At 74.7% G+C, this 17779-nt stretch carries 14 protein-coding genes; 9 read left to right on the top strand and 5 right to left on the bottom strand.

Annotation, left to right across the window (positions count from 1 at the left end; translation table 11 throughout):
- Positions 1 to 43: 43 nt before the first annotated feature.
- Positions 44 to 1405: an NAD(P)/FAD-dependent oxidoreductase gene (locus tag CG736_RS13565; protein WP_100586463.1), complete on the top strand. Its 1362-nt coding sequence runs from the start codon at positions 44 to 46 to the stop codon at positions 1403 to 1405.
- 15 nt (positions 1406 to 1420) lie between these two features.
- Here CG736_RS13565 and CG736_RS38900 read toward each other — a convergent pair whose 3' ends face one another.
- From CG736_RS38900 to CG736_RS13575, 3 genes are read right to left on the bottom strand one after another with little or no spacing between them, the layout of a single operon-like run.
- Complete coding sequence (locus CG736_RS38900) at positions 1421 to 1570, bottom strand: hypothetical protein (protein ID WP_369880187.1); 150 nt, start codon at positions 1568 to 1570, stop codon at positions 1421 to 1423.
- Complete coding sequence (locus tag CG736_RS13570) at positions 1567 to 1941, bottom strand: AAA family ATPase (RefSeq protein WP_369880189.1); 375 nt, start codon at positions 1939 to 1941, stop codon at positions 1567 to 1569. The genes CG736_RS38900 and CG736_RS13570 overlap by 4 nt, the downstream gene beginning before the upstream one ends.
- Before the next feature lie 43 nt (positions 1942 to 1984).
- Entirely contained in the window at positions 1985 to 2572 is a 588-nt protein-coding gene (locus CG736_RS13575) for a histidine phosphatase family protein (RefSeq protein ID WP_100586464.1), read from the bottom strand.
- Positions 2573 to 2932: 360 nt separating this feature from the next.
- Here CG736_RS13575 and CG736_RS13580 point away from each other — a divergent pair, with 360 nt between their 5' ends.
- From CG736_RS13580 to CG736_RS13600, 5 genes are all read left to right on the top strand, one after another.
- On the top strand, positions 2933 to 3778 hold the full coding sequence (locus CG736_RS13580) for a hypothetical protein (RefSeq protein ID WP_100586465.1): 846 nt from the start codon (positions 2933 to 2935) through the stop codon (positions 3776 to 3778).
- Positions 3779 to 4053: 275 nt separating this feature from the next.
- Positions 4054 to 4782, top strand: coding sequence for a hypothetical protein (locus CG736_RS13585; RefSeq protein WP_157815569.1), 729 nt, complete (start codon positions 4054 to 4056; stop codon positions 4780 to 4782).
- Positions 4783 to 4798: 16 nt separating this feature from the next.
- Complete coding sequence (locus tag CG736_RS13590; RefSeq protein ID WP_100586467.1) at positions 4799 to 5185, top strand: hypothetical protein; 387 nt, start codon at positions 4799 to 4801, stop codon at positions 5183 to 5185.
- 90 nt (positions 5186 to 5275) lie between these two features.
- Positions 5276 to 5998, top strand: a complete 723-nt coding sequence (locus CG736_RS13595) for a DUF6338 family protein (protein WP_198520491.1) — start codon at positions 5276 to 5278, stop codon at positions 5996 to 5998.
- Complete coding sequence (locus tag CG736_RS13600) at positions 5946 to 6149, top strand: hypothetical protein (protein WP_100586468.1); 204 nt, start codon at positions 5946 to 5948, stop codon at positions 6147 to 6149. Before CG736_RS13595 ends, CG736_RS13600 begins: the two co-directional genes overlap by 53 nt.
- A 10-nt stretch (positions 6150 to 6159) precedes the next feature.
- On the opposite strand, the gene CG736_RS13605 is transcribed toward CG736_RS13600, so the two are convergent.
- Positions 6160 to 11055, bottom strand: a complete 4896-nt coding sequence (locus CG736_RS13605) for a CHAT domain-containing protein (RefSeq protein WP_100586469.1) — start codon at positions 11053 to 11055, stop codon at positions 6160 to 6162.
- The gene (locus CG736_RS13610; protein ID WP_157815570.1) at positions 11052 to 14576 is read right to left on the bottom strand and encodes a right-handed parallel beta-helix repeat-containing protein; all 3525 of its coding nucleotides are present in this window, start codon (positions 14574 to 14576) and stop codon (positions 11052 to 11054) included. The genes CG736_RS13605 and CG736_RS13610 overlap by 4 nt, the downstream gene beginning before the upstream one ends.
- A gap of 140 nt (positions 14577 to 14716) precedes the next feature.
- On the opposite strand from CG736_RS13610, the gene CG736_RS13615 reads away from it, so the two are divergent.
- From CG736_RS13615 to CG736_RS13625, 3 genes are all read left to right on the top strand, one after another.
- Positions 14717 to 15073, top strand: a complete 357-nt coding sequence (locus tag CG736_RS13615; protein WP_100586471.1) for a ferrous iron transport protein A — start codon at positions 14717 to 14719, stop codon at positions 15071 to 15073.
- A 63-nt stretch (positions 15074 to 15136) separates the two neighbouring features.
- Positions 15137 to 16810 (top strand): AMP-binding protein, encoded by a 1674-nt coding sequence (locus CG736_RS13620; RefSeq protein WP_198520492.1) that lies wholly within the window; start codon positions 15137 to 15139, stop codon positions 16808 to 16810.
- 84 nt (positions 16811 to 16894) lie between these two features.
- A complete protein-coding gene (locus CG736_RS13625) occupies positions 16895 to 17761 on the top strand; it encodes a DMT family transporter (protein WP_100586473.1) in 867 nt (288 codons plus the stop codon).
- Positions 17762 to 17779 lie beyond the last annotated feature (18 nt).

Raw genomic sequence — 17779 nt, forward strand, 5'->3', positions numbered from 1 at the left:
GGGCACGGGGCCCCTGCGACCCCCTCACGGATCGGATCCCACGGTGAACCTGGCACGTCGCGGTACGGAGACCGGCACCGGCCACGCCCTGGTGCTGGGCGCCGGCATCAGCGGCCTGTGCGCCGCCCGGGCCCTCGCCGAGGTCTTCGACCGGGTCACCCTCGTCGAACGCGACACCCTCACGGGCGACGGCACGACCCGGCGCGGTGCTCCGCAGGGGGCGCACGTGCACTCGCTGACGGTCCGCGGCGCGACCGTCCTGGAGGAGTTCTTCCCGGGCTTCGCCGCCGAACTCGCCGCCGACGGCGCCACCCTCGCCACCGCACTGAGCGAGGTCGACATCGTGTTCTTCGGCTCCCTGCTGCGCAACGTGCCGGTGGGCACGGTGCTCCAGACCAGCCGGCCCTTCCTGGAGGACCGCCTGCGGGCCAAGGTCTGCGCCGCGTCCAACGTCACCCTGCTGGACGGCCGGGAGGCGATCGCCCCCCTCACCACGCCCGACCACGCCCGGGTGACAGGCGCCCGGGTGGCGCGGCCGGGCGCGCCCGACACCGCCGAGGACCTCGACGCCGACCTCGTCGTGGACGCCATGGGCCGGGCCGGCCGGGGCGCGACCTGGCTGAGAACCCTGGGCTACGAAAAGCCCGTTGAACAGCGGATGCGCGTCGACGTCGCATACGCGAGCCGCCGCTACCGGCTCCCCCCGGGCGCGCTCGGCCAGGGCAAGGCGCTGCTCGTCGGCGCGACCCCCGCCCGCCCGCGCGGCCTGGTCCTCACCGCGCAGGAGAACGACATCTGGGTGCTCTCCCTGTACGGATTCGGCAGCCAGGACCACCCGCCGACCGCGCCGGACGAATTCCTGCGCTTCGCCCAGGAGTTGGCGACCGCAGCCGCGTGGGAGGCGCTCCGGCGCGCCGAGCCGGTCACCGACGTCGCCTCGTTCGCCTACCCCCACTCGCTGCGCCGGGACTTCCACCGGCTCCGCCGCCTGCCCGACGGCCTGATCTCCATCGGCGACGCGATCTGCAGCCTCAACCCGATCTACGGCGCCGGCATGACCGTCGCCGCGCTCGAAGCCGCCGCGCTGCGCGGATGCCTCGCCGACGGCACCCGTGATCTCCCCCGGCGCTTCTACCGGTCCGCCGCGAAATCCCTGCAACTCTCCTGGCTGTTCGCCGCCCTGGCCGACAGGTCCATGCCCCAGGTCCCGGGCACCCGCCCCGCCCTCGCCGCCCTGCTGGCCAAATCCTTCCGGGCCACCATGCGGGCCGCGGCCACCGACGCCGAGGTCGCGACCGCCGTCTGGAACGCCGTCAGCCTCACCGGCTCCCCGGCCGGACTGGCCCGGCCCCGCATCATCGCAGCGATGCTGCGCAACTGGCCCCGGACGCCGACCGGCACCTGACCGGCGGCGGCACTGTCAGGTGAACGACGGCCGGCGGTCGGCGGCGGCCCAGACGCGCCAGTCGGAGTGGCCCGGGGGCGCCGCGGGGACGGGCCCGTCGGAGAGTTCGGCGAGGTCCGGTTCCTCGAACCGGTCGCGGCCGTCGCGGACTTGGGCCTCGGTCATCGAGCAGGCCCGGTCGGGACGGGTCGCCCAGCGGTGGGCGATCCGGGCGCGCCGGGTGACGGCGTCCATCGGCAGGTGCACGAGACGGCACTGCGCGCCTTCGGCCGCAGCCGGCCGGTGGACCGCTCGTCCCGCGACCAGCAGCCGAAGTCCACCACCGCATCGACGCCGACCCGGACCGCGTCCAGCGCGAGCCGGAGCATCCGCCCCTCCAGGACGTCGCGCCTGTCGCCCGGCTCGGCCCGGTCGAACAGCGGGAGCAGCCACCCGTCCGCTGGCAGCCGCAACGCGCGGTGCTGCTCGGCGAGTTGACGGGCCGTGGCGGTCTTGCCGGCCCCCGGGAGGCCGACCATCAGGAACAGTGCGGGCACGTCCACGACGGTGGCGCCGACCCGCCCGCGCGGCCATCGATTTCTACGGGACGTTCCAGGCGGAGAGCACCGGGCGGCCGTGTTCGACCGCCAGGACGGCGAGGGTGCCGGGGTCGGGGTGGCCGAGGAGGCCGGCGGCGGACGGGTCGAGGCCGAGCCAGCGGACGGTGAGAATGCGGGCCAGGTGACCGTGCGCGACGACGGCGACATCGCCTTCGGCCAGCAGCGGACGGATCCGGTCCAGCGCCGCGTCCGTGCGGTCGGCCACCTGCTGGAGCTGCTCGCCCGGGTACGGCGCGTCGCCGGGGACGACACCGTCCCGCCACAAGTCCCAACCCGGCCGGGTCCGCTCGATCTGATCCGCCGTCAGGCCCTCGTAACCGCCGTAGTCCCATTCGAGGAGGTCGGGGTCGAGGACGGCGCCCGTCAGCCCCGCGAGCTCGGCCGTCCGAACGGCGCGACTCAGCGGGCTGCTGACGACGGCGACCAACCGGCGGGCCGCGAGTCGTGGCGCGAGCGCCCGCGCCGACGCCTCGCCGGCCGCCGTCAACAGGACGTCGGTGCGGCCGGCATGACGCCCCGACAGGCTCCACTCGGTCTGGCCGTGCCTGATCACTATCAGCTCACCCATGGCCGTGCAGACTAGCCGATGAGATGCGCGGCAAGGTCAGGGGCAGGTCTTCCGGTAGGGGATGCCGGGCAGGAAGCGGCGCCACTGCTCGGCGGTGAGACCTCCGCCGAGCAGACCCTATCGGCCGCCGTGGCAGGGCCGATGTCGAAGCGCTGGAACGGGATGGGCCGGCCGCTCGCGTACCGGGCGGTGCCGTCGGGGAGCGAACTAGAGGGCGTGGATCGGGTCGCCGTTGGTCGGCAGCGGCGGGCCCAGTGACCGAGCTGCTGACCCGCCGCGTCCGGTCGGTCCGTGCGGTCCCCGCCGCGCGGGCCGGCTCCGGGGGAGGGCGTCGGGGCGGCTGCCGGGACAATGGGGTGCGTGAGTGAGGAATACGTTGACCTGGGGTTCGTCACGGCGCCGTCCGGGGTGCTGGTGCTCGGCATGGCGTCGTGGATCGACCGGTGGCCGGAGCTCGGGGCGCCGCTGTCCGAGCGGGCCGGGGCGGCGGCGGCCGGCGGGGGCGGGCACCTGTGGGACGGCGAGTGCGAGGCGGTGGCCGTCCGAGCCGCGGGGGGCGGGGAGTTGCGGGTTCGGGCCCGGACGGCGCTGTCCTGGTACACCGAGGAGCCGGTGATCTCGCTGCTGGAGGTCGACCTCGGCGTGCCGTGGACGGGGGAGGGCGACGACCCGATCCCGCTCGGCGACCTCCCGGTCGACCGGTGCGGCACGGTCGTCGGCGACGGCGTCGCGCTCGACGCCTGGATCGGACCGGCGGGCGAACCGGCCGACGGTCTCGCCGATGTCAGCTACTGGGGGCTCCACGCGGACGACGCCCACGCACAGTTCGGCGGGCAGCGGACGGCGCCGTACGAGGGCGCCCCCTGGGGCCGGCCCGACCTGCCGGTGGCCGAGGCCGAGGCGCTCGCGGCCGAGATCGGGACATGGCGGGGCGGCCTGCGCCGAAAGGGCGTCGCGGTCACGGTCGACAAGCACACCGACTGCCACCTCTTCCAGCGCGCCGCGGCGAACCACCCCCTGCTGGCCGGCGCGATCGAGGTCGCCGGCTGCCGGATGCTCGGCATCGACTGGGACCCGGCCGACCACTCGATGACCCATCACGGCGAACGGGAACTCGGCCGGGTCCACCCGGTGACCCTCGAACCCGACGGGACGGGCGGGACGGTACTGCGATGGCGGATCGAGCCGGTGGACGCGGCGGACTGACGGGCGCCGATGAGTTCGTTCGCGCAGCTGTGCCGGACGGCCGCGTGACGGTGTTCCGCGATTCGGGCCGGCGCGGATTCCCGAGTGTCGGATCCGGTGCTCAAGTCCCGTTCCGGGCCTGGCGGATACGCGTCAATGGAGGGCGGTCCGGCGGTGGGGGGAATCGACTTCCCAATGACAGTGGTGATCACTAGGGTCTGGGGGCTGTGACCACGAAAGAGCCCGGTGACGACCTGTGGGAAGGGTTCGTCAGGGAATTCGAGAAGAGCAACGCCGTGCACGAACCCAGTGCCGCCGAACGCGCCGCCGAACGTGCCGGGCGGCAGCTTCAGCCGCCCGCGGCGCGGCGGCGGCCGGGGCGTTGGCTGGTGCTGCCGGCGGCCGCCGTGCTGCTGGCGGCGGTGGGCGGGGTCGCGTACCTGACGCGGCCCTCGGACCGGGAGCCGGCCGTCACGGCTGCGCCCGCTCCGTCCGTGACGGCGTCGGCGACGTCGGCGGCACCGGCAGCGGCGGCGGCCGGGGCGCCGAGTGGCGCGATACCGCTGACGGTCTTTCCGGAGAAGGTGCAGGGGTACACGCTGGTGGCGAAGGCGGCGAATCCCGACTGCACGGGCTCCGACCTCGTGGGGCCGTCCCTGGCCGGGCTGATCGTCCAGGGGCACGGCTGTGTCGGGGTCGACGTGGCGCTGTACAAGGACGCCGACGGCAACCAGTACAACCTGGCGCTGTTCACCATGAAGGACCCGATGGACGGTGTCCGCCTGGTGAACGTGCTGGCCGAGCACGTCGAGTCGTACCAGGTCGCCGTCCAGCTCCCGCCCGACGGCTCCGGACTGCGTCGACTCCCGGCCGACAGCCCGCGGGTGCAGGGGTTCACGGTCGCCGACCACGGCATGCTGGTCGGCATGGCGCAGTGGTCCGACGGCCGCACCGTCGACTTCGACAAGCTGTCGGCCCGGCTCACACCGCTGACCGGTGCCGTCACGCGCGCGATCCTGGCCTGACGGGGGGAGCGGAGACGTGAAACTGTCCTGGTACTCCGAGTACGGCGAGGTCGACGTCGAGGGGACGGCCGAGGAACTGACCGCCCTGGCGGTGGCCTTGGACGCAGCGGAGGGGCATCTCACCGTCGAGGACGGCGAGTTGACGGGGGTCGAGGTGGTCGGGACGGACGGTCCCGGGGTGATGATCCGCGTCGATGCCGGGCGACGGGTGCTGGTGGTCCTCGGTGATGCGGACGGCCGGGAGCTGCTGGCGGAGGGGCTGCGGGACATGGCGTCCGCCGACGACGGCGGGCACTGGCACATCGACCACCACCCCGGGCACGCGTGGCTGGCCGAGGGGTCGGTGGCGCTGGTGGTCAACAGCCCGCTCGGCGGCATGCCGCTCCGCCGAGAGGGATCATGACGGACCGTCAACTCGGTTGAACCGCAGGCGGGCTGTCGGCGGACTCGGCTAGGGTGAGGTGCTGCGGCAGAGGTCGGGAGGGGTGGCGCGGTGCTTCCGAGTACGGTCGAGCAGTTGGCCATCCTGGTGGCGCTGATGCTGCCCGGGGTCTTCTACCAGGCCGTCTCGGACCGGCTGCGCGGGCCGCAGGCCTCCGAGCAGGAGCCGCAGAACCGTGCGCTGCGGGCGCTCGCGATCAGCGGGCTGCTGGACGCGGTGTACGCGGTGATCGCGGGCCCCTGGGTGGTGCGGCTGCTGGGCGAGGGCGACGGCGGGCCGCTCGCCGCGGTGCTGCGGCACCCGCGGCAGGCCGGGCTGGCGGTGCTGCTGCTGGTCGTGGTGGTGCCGGCCGGTGCGGCGTGGGCGGCGGCGTCCGTGCGGCGGCGGCGCGAGCGGGCGCACTACGAGCCGACGCCGACGGCCTGGGACTTCCTGTTCGCCGACCGCGACCCCGGTTTCGTCCGGATCCGGCTCAAGGGCGGCCTGTGGGTGGGCGGTTGGCTCGGATCGAGGTCGGCGGTGTCCGCGTTCCCGCAGCCGCAGGACATCTACCTGGAGTCGCAGTGGCGGCTGGACCGCGACGGGACGTTCCTCGGCCGGGTGCCCGGCACCACCGGGGTGTACGTCAAGGGCAGCGAGATCGAGGTGCTGGAACTGCTGGCGCCGCCGGAGACAGGACGGACGCCGGCACCGGTGCCGGTGACACGGAGGGAGCAGCAGGATGGCAGCGGCACGGAGCGGTCGGAACGACCCGAAGAAGCGCGGGAGCGGTGACGGCACGTCACCGGAGAGCCTGGTCGACGAGTTCCGCGACCGGCGGATCTTCCGGATCGGCGACGGAGCGGCCGAACCCGACCAGGGCCCCGAGGGTGCGTCGGGCACGGCGCAGAGCGAGAAGCCGGAGAACGGCGGACCGGAGTCCTGAGGGCCGGGGCTCACGGCCCGATGTGGACGTGCGCGGCCCACAAGTGCGTTGCGGGCAGCAGGCGTTCACGCAGTGATCGGACGGCTTGGTGCAGGGCGAGCGACGGGTCGAACGGCAGGCCTTCGGCGGCGTCCTCCGACAGCGCGGCGTAGAACTCCCCGGTGACGTGGCGGGCGATCTTGTCGGAGACGCTCCAGAGCGTGCCGACGACGTGGGCGAAGCCGGCCAGCTGGAAGGACGGCGCCAGGTGCACCGCCTCGTCCGGCAGGTCGAGGCCGCCCTGGGAGGTCGAGCAGGCGGAGAGGAAGGCGAGTTCGGCGTCGACCGGGCGGCGCGCGGACAGGTCGAGGGCGCTGAGCCGGCCGTCGTGGAGGACCAGTCCGCTGTTCGACGGGCTGGCCGGGTCGCTGACGCCGTGACAGCTGAAATGCACCCAGGAGTGCCGGTACAGCGCCCGGCGCACCCGTTCCACGGTGGCCTGCCCGCCGTCCAGCCGCAGACCGTCGGGGAAGAGCTCGGCCACCAGCGCGGCCTCGGGCCCGGCGCCCGGCAGCGGCGGGCCGCCCGGCGTCTGCGCGAGCGAGACCACCAGCGGAGCGGGGCGGCGACGGGGCGGACCGGCGTCGGCAGGCCTGCGGCGGGCCCGCAGCAGCGACCGCAGCGTCGGCGTGTACGAGGACACCGCCCGGTCCATCGCCCAGGTGCCGGGAATGCCCTGGCCCTTGCCCGCGGCGTGCAGCGGCAGGAACGCCAGCCGGCCCGTCGGGCACCACCACAGCCGCGGCCACGGCTCCCCGTCCAGCGGGGTCCCGCGCAGGCCGAGCCGGTCCAGGACGGGCGCGGCCACGGCCTCCCACAGCCACGCCAGGGCGGCGCGTTGCGCCTTCATCGTCCGGGTGGCCCGGTCCACGCCCTGGTCCCCGTACGCGGCGTCGATCGACTCCTCGGTGAAGGCATGTAGGGCCACCGTGATGTGCAGGGGCGTGAGGTCCGGCAACTCCACCACCTCGATGCGCGGCGGGCCGCCGGCGGGCGCGACCAGGAGCAGGGCGTGCGCGCCGTAGTCGCTGACGTTGACCACCACCACGGGGCCGCGCTCCGCCACCGAGAGCAGCTGATGGACGGTCGGCGGGCGCAGGAAGTCCTCCAGGCCGGGCAACGTGCGGATCTCTTCCAGGAGTCGGTCCCAGCGGCGGGACGTGGCGTGGCGCTCCTCGGCGTCCCGCAGGGCGGCCGCATCCGCTCCCGCCGCGCCCTGGGCGAAGAACGTGTCGGACGCCTCCGCCGACGCGAGGGGGTGCTCGCGGCTCAGCCGGTCCCGGATCGCCTCGAACTCCGTGGCGCGGGCCGGGTCGAGCTCGCGCAGCCGGGACAGGTCGCCCTGGTACTCCAGGCCCTGCGCCAGCAGCACGCACCGCCCCTGTTCGAGCAGCGTCAGCGCCCCGGCGGGGTCGCCGGCCAGGATCGCCAGCGTCGCCGCCGCGCTGGTCACCCCCCAGGAGGACGCCAGCCGGTCCTCCTGGTCGAGCCGGGCCAGGTGGCGGGGCGCCACGCCGGGAAGCAGGGCGACCGCGTGCTTGAAACCGTTCAGGGCCTCGGCGGGCAGGCCGGCGTCGGCCGCGATGCTGCCCCACATCCGCGCCGCCTGGAGGCGGGTGTGCGGCGGGAACGCCCGGTCCTCGGCCGTGCGCCGGATCAGCCGGATCGCCTCGGCCAGGTCGACCCGTTCGCCGCCCTTGGCCCGCCGCACCTGCGCCCGGGCCAGCGCCCGCCGGGCCAGCGCGGAGACCGGCGCGGCGTTCGCCGCGTCGTCGGCGAGGGCCTCGCGGGCAGCGGCGGCCGCCCGCCGCAGGACTGGCCGGGCGGCGCGCTCGGGGAGCAGGTCCGCGAGGCCGAGAGCGGCGTCGGCGAGCCGGGCCAGCGCGAGCGGGCGCAGCGGATGCGGGGAGCCCAGCTCCCCGAGCAGCACGTCGAACCGCCGGAACGCCTCGGCGGTGGCAGGCAGGTCCTTCGTCGAGCGGGCCTGCGCGAACCGCAGCACGGCCAGGTTGAGCGCGGCCCGCTCCCGGGCCAGGGACATCCCCGGACGCCGCTCCGCGGCCTCCTTCAGCAGCGCGAACGCCTGCTCGCGAAGCGCGGACTCCCCGGTCCCGGTCGTCCCCGACAGGTCGAGCAGCGCCATGGCGAGGTTGTTCAGCACCACCGGGCGCTGCGCCGAGGACGGCCCGGTGTGCTCCAGCGCGGCCCGGAACACGGCCACGGCCTGGAGCTCCCAGGCGCGGTCGCCGGTCCGGCCCGCCCGGTCGAGCAGGGCGACGCCGAGGTTGGTGAGGGCCAGGCCGCGGGTGTCGTGGCCGTCCGGCGCGACGTCGACGGCGGCCCTCAGCGTGCCGAGGGCGCCGTCCAGCCGCTCGGCCTCGCCGGACTCGACGGCCACCGACCATTCGAGGTAGCCGAGGTCGGCCTGGATCGAGGCGCGCTCCGGGTCGTCCGCGGGCAGCCGGTCCAGCGCGGCGCGGCAGTACTCCATCGCCTCGGTGCGCAGCCGCGGGTCCGGCCGGTAGCCGTGCAGGTTGGCGAGGCAGGTGGCGAGCCCGCTGAGGGCGGCCGGGTCGGGTTCCGGCGCGGTCAGGGCGATGGCCTCGCGGAGGCGCTCGACGGCGTGCTTCAGGTGCGTCGGGTCGCCGGTGAGGTGGTAGCGCAGCCGGAGGTTGCGGCCGAGCGCGGCCAGGAATTCCGCCCGGTCGGTGGGGTCCGGGTCCGCATCGTCTCCGTCCGGCCCGGCCAGGGCCTCGGCGAGCAGCTCGGAGGCCCGGTCGAGGGCGGCGATGTCCGAGCGCATCCAGGCGACCGAGGAGAACACCCCGGCGGACAGGACGGCCAGGTGCGGCCGCCGCGGGTCGCCGGCCGGGACCAGCTCCAGGGCCTGTTCGAGCGGGCCCGCCGCCCCGGCCACCAGTTCCTCCATGCCGCCGTGCTCGGCGAGGCCCAGCACGGCCGCGCCCAACGTCGTCCGGTGGAGCACCCGGTCGGCGGCGGTGCACTCCTGGTCGGCCGCCACGACCGCGCGCAGCACCCGGGCGCCCTCCAGGCGGGCGGCCGGGTCACGGGTGTCGTCCGCGTGCTGCACCCAGCGGGTGCCGAGCCGGAACTCCAGCTCGATCCGCCGCGGGTCGCCGACCGGCAGCAGGGCGATCGCCCCGGTCATCGACGCGACGGACCGCTGCCAGGCGTCCCGGTCGCCCGGCGCGACCCGCCGGGCGCGGGCGGTGCCCAGGGAGAACCGCACCTCCGCCTCGAACCCCGGCCCGGGGGACGGAAGTTCGAGACACTCCCGGTAGCGTGCCACCGCTTCGGCCGCCCGCTCCTCCCGATCGTCCCGCACCGCGGATTCGAGCAGGCAGTCGGCCAAGTACCGCAGCGCCTGCGCCCGTTCGACCGAGGGCGCGGGCAACTCCCCGACGAGCCCCCGCAGCAGCGCGAGCGGTTCGGCCGACGGATCGTCGCTGCCGTCCGCCTCGGCCCGCAGACCCAGCAGGTTCGCCAGGGTGTTCCCCTGCTCGACCCGGTGCGACGGCATCGACGCCGGGGTGGCCTCGAAGGCCTCGGTGGCCCGGGCGACGGCCGCCGCGAGGTCCGCCGGCTGCCCGTCCGTCAGGTAGCGCCTGGTCAGGGCGAGGGCGAGCAGCCCCCGGGTGTCGGCGAACAGCGCACTCCCGACCGGCGAGAGCTCGGCCGACTCGTACGCCGCGGTCAGCGCGAGCGACGTGGCCCCGGCGTCGTCCACGGCCGCGGACCTGAGCAGGATGAGACCCAGGTTGCACAGGTACTGCCGCCGGGTGGCGTCGGTGGGCGCGCTCTCGGCGGCCTGCCGGCACAGCGCCACGCCTTCGGCCCGCAGCGCGGCCGCCCGCTCCGACTCCGCCGCGGCCGGCGATCCGGTCTCCGCCGTCGCCCCGGCCGCCTCCCCGGCCTGGGTGATCAGCACCAGGCCCAGGTAGCAGAGCCGTTCCGGGTGGCCGGCGCGGTCTGAGGGGTCGGCGGTGCGGAGCGCCTCGCGGAGCACGGCGGCGGCTTCCGGCAGGGCGGGGCGGTCGCCGAAGAAGACGGCGGACTGGGTGAGGGCCACTCCCAGTTCGACGCGGCAGGTGGCGAGTTGGGGATCGTCCGGCGGGCAGAGGCGCAGTGCGGTGCGGATCTCGGAGACGGCCTCGCGGATGGCGCCGTCGGCGAGGCCGGCGTCGGACCAGAAGCGCAGGGCGGTGCCCAGGTTGGCGTGGCGGCGGGCCTGTTCGCCGGGTGCGCCCGGCACGGCGGCGACGGCGGCGCGGCAGGCCTGGACGGCTTCGGCGAGCGACGACAGGTCGGTGCGGTCGAAGTGGTCGTTCAGCAGGGCCACGCCGAGTGCGGAGAGGACGGCGCCCCGCAGCGGCGTGTCCGGCGGGCATTCGGCCGCCGCGTGGCGCAGCAGGGGGACGGCCGCGGCGGGCGCGCCGGGGTGCCGCCAGCGCTGGTACGCCATGACCAGCGCGATCCCGGCGGCGTGCGCCCGTTCGACGCTCGGCCCGGTCGGCGGGCTCTCCCCGTCGATCACCGCGAGCACCTCCGCGAACTCCGGCGCGACCCGTTCCGGGAAGTGGCGGCGGGCCAGTTGCAGGCAGAGCAGTGTCTCGCCGAGGAGGGACGGGTCGCGCTGGTCGTCGGCCCAGAAGCCGAGCAGGTCGCTGAAGCCGAGGGCGAGGGCGTGCTCCGGCGGGACGTCCGAGCCGGGCGGCACCCCGGCAGTCCGGAGGACGGCGGCGGCCGCGTGGGCCTCGGCGGTGCCGAACCACGGCATGAGGTCGGGGTCGGTCGCCACCTGGTCGAGGCGGGCGGCGAGGAGGTCGAAGGCTTCGTCGGTGTTCACAGCCAGGTGTTCTCCTCGGGAAGGTCGTCCGCCAGCAGCACCACCAGGTCCTCCCGGCCGGGGGTGTCGCCGCCGGCCAGCCGGGAGGCCTGGTGTTCGACCATCTCCTCCAGCAGGGTGCGGGCGTCGCGGGCGTTGGCGGGGTCGCCGCGCAGTTCGCGACGGGTGAAGCGTTCGACGAGGAGGTCCACCACCTCGGGGGCGAGGCGGTAGGCGTGGCGGTCGGCTTCGCGGGCGACGATCTCGGCGAGTTCGTCGGGGTCGTACGGCTCGAACTCGAGGATGCGGGAGAAGCGGGAGCGCAGGCCGGGGTTGGAGTCGAGGAAGGCCCGCATCTCCTCGGTGTAGCCGGCGGCGATGACCACGACGTCGTCCCGGTGGTCCTCCATCAGTTTGGTGAGGACGTCGATGGCTTCCTGGCCGAAGTCGCTGTTCGAGCCGAAGCGTCGCGCCAGGCTGTACGCCTCGTCGATGAACAGCACGCCCCCGGAGGCGCGGTCGAAGGCCTGGCGGGTCTTCTGCGCGGTGTGTCCGAGGTACTCGCCGACCAGGTCGCCGCGGGCGACCTCCACCAGGTGGCCCTTCTTCAACGCGCCGAGTCCGGCCAGGATCTGGCCGTACAGCCGGGCCACGGTGGTCTTTCCGGTGCCGGGCGGGCCGGAGAAGACCAGGTGGTGGGCCCGCGGCGGCGGGGGGAGGTCGGCGTCGGTGCGCCAGCGGGCCAGCCGGACCAGGTCGATCTGGACGTCGACCTGCCGCTTGGCCTCGGCGAGGCCGATCATGCGCTGGAGTTCGGCGATCGGGCCGGCCTCGGGCTGCAGGATGTCCTCCGGGGTGTCGCCGGTGCGGAGGTTCTCCAGCACCACCCGTTCGTTGGGGACCACGGCCTCGCCGGTGCAGCCGGTGATCTCACAGTCCTCCAGGCGGCCGTACACGTCGTCCTCCAGGCTGATGCCGTCGCCCCCGGCGCCGTGCACTCGGACCTTGGTGAGGATCAACTGACTGTTGTTGCACGCTCGGATGCCCCGGCCCCGGGTGTTGGTGATCTCCAGAGTGTTGATCTCCACCGTGGTGTTGGTGAAGGCCAGCAGTCCGACCTCGCCCGGTTTCGCGATGGTGCAGCCGTGGGCGGTCAGTCGGCTGCTGTCGCGGCAGTTCAGGCCGAACAGGCCGGGCTGTTCGATGGTGATCTGTTCGGCGGTGGCTCGTGCGCTGCCCTCCAGCACCAGCCCGGAGGCGGTCGCCTTGCTGATGACGGCGCCCTTCAGCTGGACGGTCACGCCGGTGCCGTGTCCGAACACGCCGTTCTTGCAGCGCTCCAGGCGCAGCCCGGTGATTTCCACCGCCGAGCCCTCCTGGATCTCCACGGCGCTGTCGGAGTGGTCGCGGATCTCCAACCGGGCGAAGGTGCCGCGCGCCTTGTGCACCAGGACGCCGGTGGCGCCGAAGGTGATGAAGCAGTCGTCGACCGTGGGGACGCCGCCGGAGGCGACGCCGATGCCCAGGCGGCCGGCCCGGTCGATCCGGCACTTCTCCAGTCGCCCGCGTCCCTGGTCCTCGACGACCACCCCGGTGTCCCGGCAGCCCGCGAACTGGCAGTCGCGGACCTTGGGGTCGGCGCCGCGGGCCACGTACAGCCCGGTGGTGGCGCCGTTGACGTTGGTGGCCTGGACGGTTCCCTGCGCCTGGTGGTCGTAGGAGATGCCGGTGGCGTGCACCTCGTCGATCCGGGAGGCGAGGATCTGCACCGCGGTGTGGTCGCCCGCGGCGACGGCGGTGTCGCCGGTGCCCCGGAACTCGCAGCTGCGGATCTCCGCGGTCGACGCGGCGGTGACGTCGATGCCGCGGCCCCGGCTGTCCGTCACCGTGCACTCGGTGACGGTGGCTTTCGCGCGGTCCTTCAGCACCAGCGCGTGGCCCCGGGCGGAGCGGAACGCGGTGCGCTCCAAGGTGCCGGTGGCGCCGACGAGTTCGGTCCGGCCCGCGATGATCTCGCTGTCCCGCAGGACGAGTTCGGCGCCCTGCGAGGCGAGCAGCGCGCACTCCGCCGGGCCGTCCATCCGGCAGTGGCGCAGTTCCAGGTGGCCGGTGACGGCGACGGCGACGGGCCCGCGGCCCTCCAGCACCAGGGAGTCGAGCGTGACCTGGCCCGCGCACTCCAGGGCGGAATCCTCGGGGGTCTCGATCACCACCTCGCCCGCGCCCCACGCCTTGACCAGTTCGACGGTGCCGGACAGCACCAGCGGCCCCGCCTCCCGGTACCGGCCGGGTTCGATCAGCAGCCGCCGCGGCCGGTCGTCCGACGTGGCGCGCAGCGCGGCGCCGATGCTCCGGTGCGCCGAGCCGCGGTCCGGGCCGACCCGGACGGTGACGGCCGCGCCCGCGACGGACTCGGCCCGGACGGTGTGCCCGGGCAGGAGGTTCGCGTGGTACGGCGCGAGCGCGTTCGCCAACTGGGCGGGGAAGACCGTGAGTCCGTCCATCTGGGCGAGCACCGGCGAGGTCAGCGGCAGGAGCTGCACGGCCTGCCCGTCGGCGCGGAAGGACCAGTGCGGCAGCTTCGCGGGCGGGCTCGCCCCCGGGTCGAGCCGGGCGAGCACCGCCCGCACCGGGATCTGCTGCCCGGCGCGGGGGACGGTGCGCTGCCCGATCTCCAGCGAGGCGATCTCGGGCCACGGCACGGCCCGCTCGTAGCCGCCGACGGTCACCACGACGCCCCGGTTCTCCACCCGCAACTCGCAGGGCCGGGACAGCCGCAGGATCAGCCGCCGGGTGCCGATCGCGCCGAACACCGCCAGGGTGAGGACCACCAGGAACGGTTGGAAGGGGGAGTAGTCGTCGAGCGCGGTCATGATGAGGACGGAGCCCGCGACCACCAGCAGCAGCACCAGCTGGGCCAGCCGCAGCACGACCCGGCCCGACCAGGTCAGCAGCGCGCCCGCCGCGAACACCGAGGCCGCGCCGGGGCCGTCCGGCAGCCGGGTCGTCCCGCCCCACCGGTCCGACAGCCGCGGGACGAACACTTCGTCGAGGCGCTCCGCCGGCACCGCCAGCGGCGCCAGGTCGAGCAGGATCCCGTGCCACGGCACCGACCAGCGCGGCGAGCCGCTCACCTCCAGCCCGCCCCGGTCGACCAGCGAGGTCCGCACCAGCAGCGAGCCCCGGAAGTACGGGGCCTCGTAGGCGGCCACGAAGCCGCGCATCGGGAGCACGCACACCCCGTCGACCGCGTCCCAGGGCAGCCGGACCTTCCGCAGGCCGCCGCGGAGTTCGAGGAACTCGGGATCGACCACCACCGTGGTGGGCGCCAAGGCGTGAAGCGCCTGCCGGACCAGCACCACCGCCCACACCACGGCCGTCACGCCGTCGACCAGTATCGGCAGCGGCTGCGTCGCCACGCCCGTGAGCACCGGCAGCCCGCAGCCGACGAACGCACCGGCCGCGAACAGCGCGACGGCCGCCCGCCGCCGCCGGTACTGCGGCGACGGCCGCAGCCGCACCTGCGCACTCTCCCGAGTCATCGCACCCCCCGTGAACCCCCGACTGTCCCTTCGTGCCATCAAATCAGCGAACTCCCGGCGCGGGACGCCGATTTGGTGATTCCGCCCGAGCGGGCGAAAACCGATGGCCCGGCGAGTGCCCGGCCAGCAGGATGATCGCCATGGCCAATGACCCACCCCTCGACCCGGAGCAGCCCCGGGACCGGGCAGCCTTCGAACGGCTCACGGTCCGCCCGCCCGACCGGCACCGGCCCGCCCGCGCACTCCTCCCCGGCGCCCGGGTCACCGTCGTCCGCTCCACGGAGTGGGACGGGCCCTGGCAGGTCGAGTTCGAGGGCACGGTCGACGACCTGGCCGCGCCCGAGCCCGTCGATCACCCCCGTGCCCGGGCGGGCGAGTCGGCGTACTGGGTGCGCTTCGACGCGCCGCAGTACGACGCCGACGGGGACGGCCCGTACCGCAAGGCGCTGATCTGGGAGCGGTACCTGCGCCCGGAGCGGGCCCGGCAGGCCGACTGATCGTCAAGCGGGCGCGCACCACCCCCACTTGGAGACTGGTCAACGGGCCCTCCGGTGGCCAGCATGGGTACTCGTCGTTCTGCACCACCGCGCCCAGGAGGCCCCGTGTCGCACGCCCCGAGCCAGCCGAGCCACTCCTCAGGACCGACCGGCACCCCGCTGCTCGGCGACACCGTCGGAGCGAACCTGGCCCGGGCCGTCCGGGCCTTCCCGGAGCGCGAGGCGCTGGTCGAGTGCGCCACCGGCCGCCGTTGGACGTACGCCCGGTTCGCCGCCGACGTCGACGCGGTGGCGCTCGGCCTGCGCGCCAAGGGCGTCGGCCGCGGCGACCGGGTCGGCATCTGGGCGCCCAACCGCGCCGAGTGGACGCTCACCCAGTACGCCACCGCCAAGCTCGGCGCGATCCTGGTCACCGTCAACCCCGCCTACCGCTCGCACGAGTTGGAGTACGTCCTCAACCAGGCGGGCGTACGCCTGCTGGTCGCCGCCCGGCAGTTCAAGAGCTCCGACTACGCGGCCATGGTCGACGAAGTCCGGCCGCGCTGCGCCGCGCTGACGGACGTGGTGCTGCTGGACGGCCCGGACTGGGACGAGCTGCTGCTGACTGGGCGGCAGGGCGATCCGGCGGTGCTGGCCGGGATCGGGGAGGAGCTGTCCGCCGACGACCCGATCAACGTCCAGTACACCTCCGGCACCACCGGCTTCCCCAAGGGCGCCACCCTCTCGCACCGCAACATCCTCAACAACGGTTACTTCGTCGGGGAGTTGTGCGGCTACACCGAGCAGGACCGGATCTGCCTCCCGGTGCCGTTCTACCACTGCTTCGGCATGGTGATGGGCAACCTCGCCGCCACCTCGCACGGCGCCTGCATGGTGATCCCCGCGCCCGCGTTCGACGCCCCCGCGACGCTGGCCGCGGTCGCCGCCGAGTCCTGCACCTCGCTGTACGGCGTGCCCACCATGTTCATCGCCGAGCTCGCCGACCCGGACTTCGACGGCTACGACCTGAGCAGCCTGCGCACCGGCATCATGGCCGGCGCGCCCTGCCCGATCGAGGTGATGAAGGACGTCATCGGCCGGATGGGCATGACCGAGGTGTCCATCTGCTACGGCATGACCGAGACCTCCCCGGTCTCCACCCAGACCCGCGCCGACGACTCGATCGAGCGCCGGGTCTCCACCGTCGGCCGGGTCGGACCGCACCTGGAGGTCAAGGTGGTCGACCCGGCCACCGGCGGCACCGTGCCGCGCGGCGACACCGGCGAACTGTGCACCCGCGGCTACTCGGTGATGCTCGGCTACTGGGGCGAGCCGGAGCGGACCGCGGAGGTGATCGACCCCGACGGCTGGATGCACACCGGCGACCTCGCCGTGATGGACGAGGACGGCTACCTGAGCATCACCGGCCGCAGCAAGGACATGGTGATCCGCGGCGGCGAGAACCTCTACCCCCGGGAGATCGAGGAGTTCCTGTACACCCACCCCGACGTGCTCGACGTCCAGGTGATCGGCGTCCCCGACGCCCGGTACGGCGAGGAGCTGATGGCCTGGGTGCGGATGCGCGAGGGCGCCCGCCCGCTCACCGCCGAAGCGGTCCGCGAGTACTGCACCGGCCGGCTCGCCCACTTCAAGATCCCGCGCTACGTGCACGTGGTCGACGAGTTCCCGATGACCGTCACCGGCAAGATCCGCAAGGTCGAGATGCGCGAACAGGCCGCCCGGCTGCTGGGCGACTGACGGGCCGTCGGGAGACCCGCCCGTCCGGCGCAATCGGGGCGGGGGAAGCACGGCTGCGCCACCGGGACGGGAGAGCATGGGGGCGTGCCCGCACTCGCCGTCCTGTTCGCCGTGCTCAGCGCCGCCTCCAACGCCGCCGGCACCGCGTTCCAGCGCAAGGCGGCCGCCAAGCTCGGCCGCGGCGGCGGCCTGCGGTTCGTGCTCACCCTGGCGCACGACCCGGCCTGGCTGATCGGCATCGCCGGGGTGACCGGGGCGGCCCTGTTCCAGGCGCTGGCGCTGAGCTTCGGGGCGCTCGCCCTGGTGCAGCCGGTGTTCGTGCTGGAACTGCCGTTCGCGCTGCTGATCGCCGCCCCGCTGCTGCACCGCCGACTGCCCCGGGCCGGCTGGGCCGGGGTGGGCGCCGTGGTCGGCGGCCTCGTCGTGTTCCTCGCCGGCGCCGCGCCCACCGGGGGCACCGACCAGGCCCCGATGAGCCGCTGGGTGCCCGTGCTGGCGGGCTGCCTCGGCATGATGGCGGCCGCCGTGCTCGCCGCCCGGCACTGGCGCACCCCGGTGGTCCGGGCCGGCGCGCTGGGCAGTGCGGCGGCCGTCGGCAACGCGCTGACCGCCGCGCTGCTGAAGTCCGCCACCGGCACCTTCGCCGACCACGGCCCCGGCGCGTTCTTCTCGGTCTGGCAGACCTACGGCTTCGCGCTCACCGGGATCGCCGCCGTCCTGCTGCTGGAGAACGCGCTGCAGGCCGGGTCGCTGGCCGTCTCGCAGCCCGCCCTCACCATCGGCGACGCCGGGGTCAGCCTGCTGCTCGGCGTGGCGCTGTTCGACGAGACGGTGCGCACCGGCTGGTGGTTGCTGCCCGAACTGCTCGGGCTGGCCGCGGTGATCAGCGGCGTGTTGACCCTGGTGCGGGCGGTCCCGCACATCCAGGAGGTCGTCCGCTCCCGGAAGTGAGCTTCCGGGAGCGGACGA

Source organism: Kitasatospora sp. CB02891 (assembly GCF_002803145.1).
Classification (GTDB): domain Bacteria; phylum Actinomycetota; class Actinomycetes; order Streptomycetales; family Streptomycetaceae; genus Kitasatospora; species Kitasatospora griseola.